The organism is Dactylosporangium sp. NPDC000521 (assembly GCF_042898305.1).
Classification (GTDB): Bacteria; Actinomycetota; Actinomycetes; order Mycobacteriales; family Micromonosporaceae; genus Dactylosporangium.
Genome location: NZ_JBIAYW010000050.1, coordinates 1 through 12,868, shown reverse-complemented (window position 1 = coordinate 12,868; position 12,868 = coordinate 1). Strand labels below are relative to the sequence as shown.

Here is a 12,868-nt window from a genome sequence, read left to right as displayed (position 1 = left end):
ATCCTCGGACACGACAACAGCCGTGTCACGGGGTCAATCAATTGGCACTGGCTTAACAAGCACCCTGTTGAGTTCTCAAACAACCAACACACACCTTGAAACCGCCTCTTTGTTGAGGCGCTCTCTCGGGGCGCTTCGTAACTCTAGAACGTCTCGGTCGATTTCGCCAAATCGCGATTCCCAGGGGATTCGCTAGCATCGCCCGATCACACCCGCGCTGACGCTCACCGTCAGGTGAGTGAAGTTGCGGATGGCCTCGCACACCGGCCGATGATCGCGCTGCGACACATCCGCCCGGCTCGTGCTGGCTGTGCAAACTTACTCGCCCCCGGCCGGGCTGTCAACAACCACCCAGGATCCGGCGCATCGCCACTACGATTTCCGCAGGTGGGAACCGGGTTGCGGCGAGCGCTTCGGCCCGCGACAGGGCGAGGCCGAGCGCGTCGCGAGGCGCGGAACGGACCACCGCGAGCAGCCACGCCTCCAGGAGCGTCCCGTCCGAGGGAAGTTCCAGCTCAGGGGTTGGCACGGGAGCAACCGGGGAGACCAGGGGCTCGCCCGCGGACGCGTACAGACCGGGCAGGACGCCGACCCGGAACGGATGCACGCACGTCGGCACCCCTGTGTCGGCCGTCACCCGGTAGCCGAGGGAGGCCGAGAACGGGACGGCGGGCGACGGCCGCGCGGCGACGTCGAAGGCACCCAGCGGCAGGCGCTGCCCCGGACATGCGACGCACGTCTCGTCGCGGAGCTCCTCAGGGGTGAGCATCGGAGAAGCGCCGTGGGTCGAACAGGCCGAGTGGATGCCGGGTCGCGCCGGTGAGCGCCAGGTCGGCCAGGATCTCGCCGACCACCGGGACGAACTTGAACCCGTGGCCCGAGAAGCCGCACGCGACCGTGACGTTCGCGTGCCCGGGATGCCGCCCGATGACGAAGTGGGTGTCCCGGGTGTTGGTGTACATACAGGTCTTGCCGCCCAGATAGGTGCCGGCGAGGCCGGGCAACCGCCATCCCAGGTGCGCCGCCACGTCCGCGATCTCCGAAGGGCGGATCGACCGGTCGATCGTCTCGGGCGTGGTCGCCTCCCCGCCGCGGAAGAACGCGACCTTGACCCCACCGGACGGGCCGTCCAGCGCCGGGAAGCCGTAGACCTGCGTCCCCGGCGGCCCCTCCCAGATGAAGATCGGCTGGCGGTCCGGCAGATACGTCGAGACCCCGCCGACGGGCTGGAAGAAGAACTGCACCTGCCGCTCGACGGAGAACGCGATGCCCAGGTCGGCGAGCAGCGCGGGCGCCCACGGCCCCGGGCAGATCACCAGCGCGCCGGCCGTGTAGGTGCCGCGGGCCGTCCGCACCTCCACCGCGGAGGACGACGAGGTCCACGCTGTGACCGGCTCCTCGAAGTGCAGCGAAGCACCCAGTGCCGAAGCCCGGTCGAGGTTGGCGCGGACCGTCTCCTCGGGGCGGACGAGTCCCGCCTTCCGCTCGTACAGGCCGACCTCATGCGACTGGGGTCGGAGGTTGGGGAACCGCCGGCGGATCTCGGCCGCGTCGAGCATCTCGTGCGGCAGTCCCCACTGCTCCGAGCTGCGACGGCTGCCGGCGACCGTGAGGCTGTCGGGCGCGCCGAGCATGATGCCGCCGCACAGGTCCATCAGGTCCCGCCCGGAGTCCTTCTCCAGCGCCGCCCACAGCTCGTACGAGCGCAGCAGCAACGGCACGTAGGCCGGGTCCTCGAAGTAGGACTGGCGGGTGATGCGGGACCCGCCGTGGCTGGCGCCCTGGTCGTGGGCGGGCCCGAAGCGCTCCAGCCCGAGGACCCGCTGCCCGCGGGCGGCGAGATGGTGCGCCGCGGCGCTGCCCATCCCGCCGAGCCCGATCACGATCACGTCGTAGGTTTCCACCGATCACCACTGTAGGTGTCAGCGGCTGTAGAACTCCACGATCAGCTGCTCGTCGCAGAGCACCGGGACCTCGCGGCGCAGCGGCAGGCGGATCAGCGTCGCGGTCAGTCCGGGCAGATCGACGCTCAGGTAGGGCGCGGTCCGCTCCAAGGCGTGCGCGCCGGCGGCCGCGACCACGAACGGCGCCTTCTGCCGGCTGCGGGAGGCGACCTGGATGACGTCTCCGGGGCGCAGCCGCGCGGACGGGCGGTCGACCCGGCGGCCGTTCACGGTGAGGTGCTGGTGGGTGACGATCTGCCGGGCCTGGTAGATCGTGCGGGCGAAGCCGGCCCGCAGGACCAGCGCGTCGAGGCGGGTCTCCAGGTCGACGATCAGCTCCTCGCCGGTCTTGCCGGGGCGGCTCGCGGCCCGGTCGAAGGCGTGCCGCAGCTGGCTCTCCCGCAGGTTGTACTGCGCCTTCAGCCGCTGCTTCTCCAGCAGCCGGACCTTGTAGTCGCTGTGCTTCGGGCGGCTGCGCCCGTGCTGGCCGGGCGGGAACGGGCGGCGCTCGAAGTACTTGACGCACTTGGGGGTCAGCGGCATGCCGAGCGCCCGGGACAGCCGGACCTTCGGCCGGGACTGGTTCATTCGCGTCCTCTCAACTAAGGTAAGCCTAACCTTAGGAGGTCGCCTTGCCCGGGATCAAGCTCCCCACCGCCGCGGAACGGCTCCGCACGCTGATCGCCGCCGCGTCATCCCTGACGCTGCACGTGCCCGGCCACCGCTGCGACCTTGTCGGCCGGCATCACGTCGACGAGGCCGGCCGGGTGGTCCTGGAGCTGCCCGCCGGCAGCCACGTCGCCCTGCTCCTCGAGGCCGAGCGGGACGTCGCCGCGGTGATCGAGATCACCGACGTGGCGCCGACGTCCGTGAAGGGAAGGGTGCGGTCCAGGGCCGTCTATCAAGGGTGGATCCAGCACGACGGGGACCTGCGGGCCGTGCTGGAGCTCGCCGAGGCGACCCTCGCCGATCCGCTCCTCGGCGAGGTCCGGGTCGAGGCCGGCGAGTTCGCGACGGCACGCCCCGACCCCCTCGCGAAGGACGAGGCGGATCTGCTGTGCCACCTCACCGGTGCGCACCCGGAGGCGATCGAGCACCTGTCGCGGCTGATCCCGCCGCACCACCTGCACGGCGTGCACCGCATCGCGCCCATCCGGATGGACCGCTTCGGCGTGGTGCTCCGGCTGGAGTTCGCGGCTCGCCACCGCGACGTGCAGCTGCCCTTCAGCGCGCCGCTGCGCACGGCCGAGGACGCCGCGCCGCGCATGCACGAGCTGCTCGCCCGGGCCCGCTGCCGCCAGCGCAACCACTCGGGGCACTGAGGACGATACCATCTAGAGATTTCTATCTCTGGATGGAGGCCCACCCATGCGCCGAATCCTGCTCACCACCCTGGCGGCAGCGGCGATCCTGCTGCCGTCCCCGGATGCGTCGGCCGCGCCCGTCACCGGCTGGACCAGCACCCCGGGCACGGCATGGTGGAACGACGCGACGCTCACGGTCAGCATCGACGACTCGGTCCGCCCGTCCGTCCTGGCCGCGCTGACCAGGGCCGTCACGCTCAAGGGCGGCACGGTCCTGCGCGAGCCGGGCACGCTTCGGCCGCACATCGCCGGCGGCGACTGGTTCAACACGACGAGCGGGCGCTGCCTGCTCGGCTTCAACGCCAAGGCCGGCGCGACGTTCTACTTCCTGGCGTCGGCGCACTGCGTCCCGGCGGTCGGCGCGACCGTCTACGCCGGCACCGGGACCACCACCGTCCTCGGCGTCGTCGCCGCCCGCGACCCGAGCTACGACTTCGCCCTCGTGCGGTACACCAACACCACCATCGCCAAGCCCAGCGCGGTGAACCTGTTCGCCGGCGGCCTGCAGCCGATCACCTCGTTCGGCTCCGGCACGGTGGGCCAGGCCGTGCGCCGCACCGGGCCGAACGGGGTCCGCACCGGCACGATCACCTCGCTGAACGTGACCATCAACTATGCCGGCGGCACGCTGTACAACATGATCCGCACCACCGTGTGCAGCGAACCCGGCGAGAGCGGCGGCCCCCTCTTCGCCGGCACCGTGGGCATCGGCATGAACTGGGGCGGCAGCGGCAACTGCGCGACGGGCGGCACGAGCTACTACTCCTCGGCCCGCCGCGCCGCCACCGCCTACGGCGTAACCACTTACTAAAAGCCCGCCCCCGTGCCACGTTTGACCGAAGGGATTCCGATCTACGAATAGGGGAAGCGGATGCGGCTCGGCGTCCAGTTACCAACCTCCGGCGCCCTCGCGGGGCCCGCGAACATCGCGCGGGTCGCGAAGGAGGCCGAACGCCTCGGGTACGACTCGGTGTGGACCTACGAGCGGCTGCTGCGGCCGATGGCGGAGATCTCGATGTTCGGCGCCCCGCCGGCGCGCATCCCCGAGACCTACCGGCTGACCTACGAGCCCCTGGAGACGCTGAGCTACGTCGCCGGGATGACCGAGACCGTCAGGCTCGGCACCAGCGTGATCGACGCCCTGCTGCACCCGCCGATCGTCCTCGCCCGCCGTTTCGCGACGCTCGACCAGCTCAGCGGCGGGCGGGTGATCGCCGGCCTCGGTCAGGGCTGGATGCCTCAGGAGTTCGAGGCGGCCAATGTACCGCTGAAGCGCATGGGCGCCGGGATGGACGAGGTCGTCGCGGCGATGCGGGCCTGCTGGGGGCCCGACCCGGCCGAGTACGAGGGCCGCTTCTACCGGATCGAGGCCTCGGAGGTGAACCCGAAGCCGGTGCAGCAGCCGATCCCGATCCTGTTCGGCTCCACCACCCCGGCCGGGATCGCGCGCGCCGCCCGGATCGCCGACGGCTTCAACCCGATCGCCTTCTCGCCGGAGCAGCTGACCGAGACGGTCGCCACGTTCCGCCGGCTCGCCGCCGAGGCCGGCCGGGACGCCGCCGCGCTCACCGTCGTCGCCCGCGCCAACGTGCCGCTGACCGACGACCCGATCGGCGAGGGCCGGCCGTTCCTCGGCGGCGCGCCCGAGCAGGTCGCCGAGGACGTCGCCCGCCTGGAGGGCAGCGGCGTCGACGAGATCCTCGTCGCCAGCATCCGGCAGACGGACATCGACCTGGAGCTCCGCCTCCTCGACCGGCTCCGGAAGGCGGTCGCCAGGACCGCCTGACGCCGGGAGCCCGGGGCCGGCGGGAGGTCTGCCAGCCGGCCCCGGCGTCAGCGCTCGAGGACGGGGACGAGGCGCCCCGGAGGTGTCGCGCGCCGGTTCCACTCCCTCGGGTAGCCGACCGAGACCTCCTGGTGCCGCACCCCGTCCTGCCAGGTGGTGCGGGGGATGTGGAGGTGGCCGTACACGACCTCCCGCGCCCTGAACCGGGTCGGCCACTCCGCGGTCAGGTCGGTGCCGCACCACAGCGCGAACTCCGGATAGCGCAGCACGTCCGTGGGGTGCCGCACGAGCGGGAAGTGGTTGACCAGCACGGTCGGCAGCTCGGCGGCGGCGGCCTCCAGGCGCGGCTCGGTCTGCTCGACCCTGGCGCGGCACCAGGCGTCGCGGCCGCTGTACGGGTCGAAGTGCAGCAGCACCTCGTCGGTGCCGACGATGCCCGCGGCCTGTGCGGTCGCCATCGCCTCCTCGGTGCTCGACGTGCCCGCGGGCCACCACGAGTAGTCGTAGAGCACGAACAGCGGCGCCACGATCACCGGCCCGCCCTCGCCGTCCCACACCGGATACGGGTCCTCGGGAGTGACGACACCGAGGTTGCGCGCCATCGCCACCAGGCGCTGGTACCGCTCCTCGCCGCGCGACTGGTCGGGGTCGTCGCGGGTCGTCCAGAGCTCGTGGTTGCCCGGCACCCAGATCACGTTGGCGAAGCGGTCCCGCAGCGTCCGCAGGGCCCACCGGACATCGGCGGTCTTCTCCCCCACGTCACCGGCCACGATCAGCCAGTCGCCGTCGTCCGTCGGCTTCAGCTGCTCGACGATCTCCCTGTTCTCCTGATACGACACATGCAGATCACTGATCGCCAGCAGTCGTCCGGTCACGATTGGACCTTAACCGCTGGCATCGCCCGATGCCGATCTCGCCCGTGCGGAACCCGGCGGGGAACACGGCGCGGGGCCCGCACGAGTGCGGGCCCCGCGGGTGGTTGGTGACCGGTCAGCCGACGGTCGGGATCGGCACCACGCTGTCGGTCGGGATGGGCACCGGGACGCTGGCGCACGACGGCGTCGAGCCGGGCACCGGGGTCGCGCTGGTGGTGTCACCCGGCACCGGCGTCGCGCTGGTGGTGTCACCCGGCACCGGCGTCGAGTTGACCCCCGGCAGTCCCGTCGACGTGTCGCCGGGCAGTGGCCACGGGTTGGTGCCGGGCTGCACCGACGTGGTGTCGGCGGGCGTCGGCACCGTGCCGGCGGCGCCACCGGTCGGCATCGTGGTGTCGCCCGGGGCCGGCGGCAGGGTGCCGGCCGGGGTCGTGGTGTCGCCCGGCGTCGCGATCGGTGTCGATCCGTTCATCCCGGGCGGAATGATGACCGGCGCGCCGGTGTCGGACGGCGCCACGGTGGGTCCGGCGGGCAGGTTCGGGTCGGGCGTCGCGCCCAGGCCGCCGGGCGTCGTCCCCGGGTCGGTCGGCGGAAGCCCCGGGTCGACGGTGCCGCCGGGCGTCGGGGTGCCGAACGTGCCGGCACCCGGGCTCGCGGCGCACGGATCCGGGACCGTGAACGGGCCCGCGTTCGGGTCGGTGGTCAAGGACGGGTCCGGCGGCTGCGCGATGCTGGGATCGGTCCACGGCGGCAAGGTCTCCGCGACCCGTGCCGTGCCGTCGCCCGCCACCTCGTGCGCGCCCGCCGTCTGTACGATCCCGCCGGTCAACGCGACGAGGAATCCCGCCGCCCCGACCACGACCGGAATCCGGAGCCGGCCGCCTCTCGGGCGCTGTCGTGTCTGAGACATCTCGTAGAAACCCCCGTTGGTCTCGCTCGATTGTCTTTCACCCTACGTAGTTGACCAACTACAGAACGCTGAAACGCGAGATCCTGCCGCTTCTGGCCACGCGCCGGGCCGCTTTCGGGGTAAAGAAACCGCCCTTGTGAAAAGAATGTGCCAACGATGACAGCGCCGTTGACCAGCACCTAATGATGCTCATAGGTTTCACATCCTTGGATGGATGGAGGCACTATGAGGTTGAACAGAGGCGGGCGGGTGCTCGCCGCGGTCGCGACGCTGGTGGGGGCCGCGGCGGCACCCCTGGTGGCGGCCCCGCCGGCACTCGCGGTCACGAACCCGGCGAGCTATGTCAACACGCTGGTCGGCACCAACGGCGGCGAGACGTTCCCGGGCGCCGACACGCCCTACGGGATGGTGCAGTGGAGCCCGGAGAACACCGCCGGCAACCAGACCCGGACCGTGCGCCCCGGCGGCTACGGGTACAACGCCACCCGCGTCCGCGGGTTCAGCCTGACCCACATGTCGGGCACCGGCTGCGCCGGCGGCTCCGGTGACATTCCCTTCATGCCGCACGTCGGCACCGTGACCTCGTCGCCGTCGGCGGACACGACCGACGCCACGTACGCGAGCGGCTTCTCCCACGCCGACGAGACCGCCACCGCCGGTTACTACCGCGTGCGGCTCAACTCCGGCGTCAACACCGAGCTGACCGCGACGACCCGCAGCGGCTCGGGGCGCTTCACGTACCCCACCGGCAGCACCGCCTCGATGCTCATCCGCACGTCGAACTCCGAGGTCGGCAGCAGCGCCGCGACGGTGAACATCGACGCCGCCAACCGCACCATCAGCGGCTCGGTCACCAGCGGCAACTTCTGCGGGTACATCAACGCCGTCGGCCGGCGCAGCTACTACACGCTGCACTTCACGGCGGTGTTCGACAAGCCGTTCGCGAGCGTCGGCACGTGGCAGGACGGCACGCTGCGGGCCGGCACGACAAGCGCCTCCGGCGGCACGACCTACGGCACCGACGGCTGGCCGGTCGCCGGCAAGGGCTCCGGTGGCTACGTCACGTTCGACCTCAGCCAGGGCACGACCGTCGGCGTGCGGGTCGGCATCTCGTACGTGAGCCAGGCCAACGCGCAGGCGAACCTCGCCGCCGAGAACCCGGCCGGCACGACCTTCGACACGGTGCGCCAGCGGGCCACCGACGCGTGGAACACCGAGCTCGGCCGCGTCGACGTCACCGGCGGCACCACCGCGCAGCTGCAGACCTTCTACACCGCGCTCTACCACGCGCTGCTGCACCCCAACGTGTTCAGCGACACCAACGGCCAGTACGTGGGCATGGACCAGCAGGTGCACACGGCGGCGAGCGGCCACGCGCAGTACGCCAACTTCTCCGGCTGGGACGTCTACCGCGGGCAGGTGCAGCTCGTGACGCTGCTGCGCCCGGACGTCGGCGCCGACATCGCTCAGTCGCTGCTCAACCAGGCCAACCAGAACGGCGGCGTCTGGGACCGGTGGACGCACAACCAGGGCGGCACCCACGTGATGACCGGCGACCCGGCGCACGCGGCCGTGCCGAGCATCTACGCGTTCGGCGGCACCGGCTTCGACGCGGCCGGCGCGCTCAACTCGATGGTGCACGCGGCGACCACGGTCACCGCGGCGGACCTGAGCCGCGACGGCTGGAACGTGATGGTCGTCGGCGAGCGGCCGTCGCTGGACAAGTGGTTGTCGATCAACTACATCCCCGCCAACGGCAACGCGTGGGGCGGCGCGGGCGAGACCCTCGAGGACTCCGTCGCCGACTTCGGCGTGTCGCAGCTCGCCCAGCGGCTCGGCAGCACCACCACGGCGCAGCAGTTCCTGGCCCGGTCGCAGTACTGGAAGAACGTCTACAACCCGGGCAACGGCGGCTACATCCAGGACCGCAACGAGAACGGCACCTGGCCGTCGTTCAGCCCCGGCAGCTCCAGCGGCTTCGCCGAGGGCAGCGCCGCGCAGTACACCTGGATGATCCCGCACAACGTCCGCGGCCTCTTCGACAAGATGGGCGGCAACGCCACCGCCGTCAGCCGGCTGGACTCCTTCTTCCACAACAGCGACGGCAGCTGGGCCCTGACCGGCGCCGGCGGCACCAAGTCCGAGATGGACAACGAGCCGTCGATCTGGGTGCCGTGGCTCTACAACTTCGCCGGCCGCGCGGACAAGGCGCAGCAGACGATCCGCCAGGTGCTCAACGCGCTGTGGGCGCCGACGCCGTCCGGCATCCCCGGCCAGGACGACCTCGGCGCGATGTCCGCCTGGTATGTGTGGTCCGCCATGGGCCTGCACCCGCTGACGCCCGGCCGCGCCGAGCTGCTGCTGTCCGCGCCGCTCTTCCCGGGCGTCACCGTCAAGCGCGGCAACGGCAAGACGATCACCATCACCGCGCCCGGAGCCGCCACGTACGTGCAGAGCCTCACCGTCAACGGCACCGCCTCCACCCGGGCGTGGCTGCCGGAGTCCTTCGTCGCCAACGGCGGGACCCTGGCCTTCACCGTCGGCACCACCGCCAACCCCTCGTGGGGCGGCGCTCTCGCTGATGCCCCGCCGTCCTTCGACACGACTGCTCCGCCGTCGACGAACCTCGCGCTGAACCGGCCCGCCACCGGCTCCGCCGCCTGCAACGCCAACGAAGGCCCCGCCAAGGCCGTCAACGGCAGCGTCTCGGGCGGCACCAGCGACAAGTTCTGCTCGACCGCGGCGACGAAGTACCTCCAGGTCGACCTCGGCGCCGCCACCGCCGTGAAGTCGGTGACGGTCCGCCACGCCGGCGCCGGCGGCGAGAGCGCCACCTGGAACACCCGGGACTTCGACCTGCAGGTCTCCACCGACGGCGTCGGCTGGAGCACCGTCGCGCAGGTCCGCGGCAACACGGCGAACGTCTCCACGCACACGTTCACCGCGACCGCCCGCTACGTCCGCGTCAACGTCCTGGCCGCCGAGCAGGGCTCCGGCGGCGCGACCCGCATCTACGAGTTCGAGGTGTACTGACAGATCACCGGCCGGCCCCGCTCACCCGCAGGGCCGGCCGTGCAAACTGTTCCCTGATGGTCAACTCGTTGGCGACGGTGACACCTGGGCGGTCGGAGATGGCGTGGGCGGAATGGCAGGTGCCGGCTTTACGTCTGTCTCTTCGGTGCGGGCAGTGGGGACCGACTGCGGCGGGCCAACCACCGCGCTGACCGCGGCGCTGGCCACGATCGTCACGGCAGTTGTGGCAATGGCAACGACGATCGTCGACACCGGCACGGCCAACGCCCGAATCGTGCGGAAGTCCCTGACCTGACCCCAAGCGGCGCCGGCCTGCATACAGCACCTGCGTTCCCAGAACATGCCGAGTCCGAGGCAGAACACCAGCGTCTGCCCCAAACGGACCACCGCGACCACTGCCGCGTCGCTGTCAAGATCAGCTTCCGCAAGCAGACGGGACAGCTCAATAACCGAAATGGCGATTGCCAACCCGCCCGCCTTCGCCAAGGGCGTTGATCCTCGCAGTGCGGGATTCAAGTATCCAAATAAGAATCCGTAAGCGAGCCATCGCATGACATAACCCATGAACGCCAGGCAGACGATGAACGGCTCTTTCTGGAACACAGAGATGCCGACGACGATTTCGAAGACAATCATCGGCAACGCCAGCCAGGCGGCGGCCTGAGCTGCCGAAATTCCGTTTCGATACGGCAGCACGCCACCACTTGACGCGAATGCGATGGCATGCGTGACATGCACATCGCTGCCGGACCGCGCTGCCCGTCGCATCGTGTTCGCCTGCGTCACAAGGGCATCGGCCGGCTCTCCGCCAGCAATTCGCGGGATTACCGCACGGCGAAGGGCAACCGACCCGGCGAGTGCGGTTTGATGGTCGAGGTGACGCTGCATTGCTTCCCGGTGCTGCCTTCTCGACACTCGGAAAAGATGTTCGGCGACGACGAGCCGACCAGGCGGAACAAGCACCCAGAGTGACACCAGCGTAATGATCATCGACAGCGCCGCCTGCACACTGAACGTCGAGAACGGCAGCGCACTCAGCGTGACGGGCACGCAGATGATGGCGGCGCGCTGCAGGTCATCAGGACTAGCCTGATGACGTGACACCCAAACCAGCGCCACCGCAAGTCCTATCAGCGCCAGCCCAGCTACAACGATCAGGTAGAAGTTGTCGACGGGAAGGCCGATGAACCAGTCGGTGGACTTGTACGAAACCGCGCTCACGACCTCGTCAAGCAGCCTGCCCAACATTACGAAACTCAGAAGTGCAATGCCAGACAACCAGTAGAAAACGCGCTTGGGAAGCTCGATGGCGGCCGCGAGAACGAGCAGCGGAAGCATCCACGCCAACGCTGCGCCCAGCTGCCCGACCAAGGGCCAGTATCCGTCATCGAAGTGGTAGATTGCCAGCGGCGCAACAGCAATTGCGGCCGCCACCGCACCCGCCGCAAGACACACCGTCGCCTTGCTGCCACGGATTGCCAACGCTGCAGCCGTCGCGGCGCATGCGAAGGTGAGAATCAGCAGCACCATGGCGCGGCCGAACGTGGACGGACCGACCCACATGGCAATCGTGGCAGTCCCTGCGGCGATTGAAGCCGCCGCACCGCCGAACGACGCCCACAGGACATCAGGACGCCGCAGCGAGGCGACCGAGAAACCGGTCGGCGCGGCTGCGAGCGCGACCGGCAACGGGGCCAGCAGGTAAGCGGCCATCAACGCCCACTCGACATTCCACCAGCCATCCAGCGCCCAGCCTGTCGGCACCAGCGCGGTGGCGAGCACGATAAGGACCGTCGTTCCACCTGTTGTCGCGACACGCGCGATCGGCTTGATTTTCGGTGGAGCCTTCCGCGTTGCGATCATGAAAAACAGCAGTGGGACGACAATCATTCCCGGCCAGAGTGGCCAGTACCTCCGCAGCTTGTTACCGGACGAGGAGGCGGGTGGAGCCTCGGTTGACGAAGCGGATTCAACCTCCCGGTGAAGCTCGATTCGCTGCGTCCCGGCGGCCCATTCCAGCGTCAGCGAGTTCTTGCCTTGCGACTTGGGCATGGAACCCGTCACACTTTCGACCGTGAAGCCTGAGAGTTTGAACTCGACTGAAACGTCATTCGTATCAATCAGCCGGTACGGTGGATTTGGCCCGAAAGAAATTGTGACGTGCTGGTTGGGGTTCTCGATCCGCCAATCCAACTCCAAGGTGGCGGTGGCCGTGGTCGCCGTCGGGGATGCGATGAGATACGGAATGAATCGTGCCTCGGACTCGTCCGGAGAGGTGAATACAAGTCCCGAGAGGTCCGAAACATAGGCAAGGTTCTTGGCCCCCGTCCTCAGCGCCTTCAGCAACGGATCATTGGCCGCCAACGAAAGGCTGTAGTGGGCGTGCATCCGGTATCCGCGCGTGGTGGCCTCAATGGTGCAGGTGACGGTCGCCGTGCGAGGCGGGTGGACCGGATTAGCCCAAAATGCGCCTTCGTCGGCGAGGTCCGCGCCCGCTGGACTGGAGCTGGAGGCCGTCTCCTCCCGTGGCGAGCCGTGTTGGACCGCCGCTCCGACCACCCGGATGAGCTGCATGCCGGCGAGGAGCGCCGCAAAGGCCAGAATCAATGACCCTGTCACGCGGGCATGTGCAGCGATCCACCGGAGACCAAGGCGCAGAGACCCGAGCACCAGTGCAACCTAATCCAAGGCCGCAGATTCCACTTCGTCTGTTCGGTCGTCATCCTCGGAGCAGATCGGCGGGCGAAGAGGAAGATGCGGTGCACCTGGTGCGGACGTTCCAAAGCAGCGTTTGTGGATGACGGTGACGGGACATCATCCACTCGACCTAGCTCCTGCGGTGGGGGGGGGGGGCCCGCCCCCCCCCCCCCCCCCCCCCCCCCCCCCCCCCCCCCCCCCCCCCCCCCCCCCCGCCGCCCCCCCCCCCGCCCCCCCCCCCCCCCCCCCCCCCCCCCCCC

The 12,868-nt window shown here is 69.9% G+C and carries 10 protein-coding genes; 4 read left to right on the top strand and 6 right to left on the bottom strand.

All coding sequences use genetic code 11. The features are described from left to right. Positions 1-340: 340 nt before the first annotated feature. Genes ACFY3L_RS54255 through rpsD form a run of 3 tightly spaced genes read right to left on the bottom strand, consistent with a single transcriptional unit; the run spans position 341 to position 2,531 of the window. Positions 341-769, bottom strand: a complete 429-nt coding sequence (locus ACFY3L_RS54255; RefSeq protein WP_389343785.1) for a hypothetical protein — start codon at positions 767-769, stop codon at positions 341-343. Continuing rightward, positions 756-1,904, bottom strand: coding sequence for an N-methyl-L-tryptophan oxidase (gene solA / locus ACFY3L_RS54250; protein ID WP_389343782.1), 1,149 nt, complete (start codon positions 1,902-1,904; stop codon positions 756-758). Before solA ends, ACFY3L_RS54255 begins: the two co-directional genes overlap by 14 nt. 18 nt (positions 1,905-1,922) lie before the next feature. After that, positions 1,923-2,531 carry a 30S ribosomal protein S4 gene (gene rpsD, locus ACFY3L_RS54245; protein ID WP_389343779.1) on the bottom strand — a complete coding sequence of 203 codons (609 nt, stop codon included), beginning with the start codon at positions 2,529-2,531 and terminating at the stop codon, positions 1,923-1,925. Between the two features lie 44 nt (positions 2,532-2,575). Here rpsD and ACFY3L_RS54240 point away from each other — a divergent pair, with 44 nt between their 5' ends. The 3 genes from ACFY3L_RS54240 to ACFY3L_RS54230 are packed head-to-tail and all read left to right on the top strand — an operon-like array spanning position 2,576 to position 5,093. After that, the gene (locus ACFY3L_RS54240; protein ID WP_389343776.1) at positions 2,576-3,265 is read left to right on the top strand and encodes a DUF2470 domain-containing protein; all 690 of its coding nucleotides are present in this window, start codon (positions 2,576-2,578) and stop codon (positions 3,263-3,265) included. A 46-nt stretch (positions 3,266-3,311) separates the two neighbouring features. Then, positions 3,312-4,118: a S1 family peptidase gene (locus tag ACFY3L_RS54235; RefSeq protein WP_389343773.1), complete on the top strand. Its 807-nt coding sequence runs from the start codon at positions 3,312-3,314 to the stop codon at positions 4,116-4,118. Between the two features lie 60 nt (positions 4,119-4,178). Further along, the gene (locus tag ACFY3L_RS54230; RefSeq protein ID WP_389343770.1) at positions 4,179-5,093 is read left to right on the top strand and encodes a TIGR03619 family F420-dependent LLM class oxidoreductase; all 915 of its coding nucleotides are present in this window, start codon (positions 4,179-4,181) and stop codon (positions 5,091-5,093) included. 47 nt (positions 5,094-5,140) lie between these two features. Here the strand turns inward: ACFY3L_RS54230 and ACFY3L_RS54225 are convergent, their stop codons facing one another. Together ACFY3L_RS54225 and ACFY3L_RS54220 are read right to left on the bottom strand one after the other, a co-directional pair. Continuing rightward, positions 5,141-5,968: a metallophosphoesterase family protein gene (locus ACFY3L_RS54225; RefSeq protein WP_389343767.1), complete on the bottom strand. Its 828-nt coding sequence runs from the start codon at positions 5,966-5,968 to the stop codon at positions 5,141-5,143. Between the two features lie 115 nt (positions 5,969-6,083). Continuing rightward, positions 6,084-6,878 (bottom strand): hypothetical protein, encoded by a 795-nt coding sequence (locus tag ACFY3L_RS54220; RefSeq protein ID WP_389343764.1) that lies wholly within the window; start codon positions 6,876-6,878, stop codon positions 6,084-6,086. Between the two features lie 225 nt (positions 6,879-7,103). Between ACFY3L_RS54220 and ACFY3L_RS54215 the strand changes: the two genes are divergently transcribed. Then, complete coding sequence (locus ACFY3L_RS54215) at positions 7,104-9,911, top strand: GH92 family glycosyl hydrolase (protein ID WP_389343761.1); 2,808 nt, start codon at positions 7,104-7,106, stop codon at positions 9,909-9,911. A 60-nt stretch (positions 9,912-9,971) separates the two neighbouring features. Here ACFY3L_RS54215 and ACFY3L_RS54210 read toward each other — a convergent pair whose 3' ends face one another. Beyond that, positions 9,972-12,581, bottom strand: a complete 2,610-nt coding sequence (locus ACFY3L_RS54210) for a hypothetical protein (protein ID WP_389343758.1) — start codon at positions 12,579-12,581, stop codon at positions 9,972-9,974. Between the last annotated feature and the right edge of the window lie 287 nt (positions 12,582-12,868).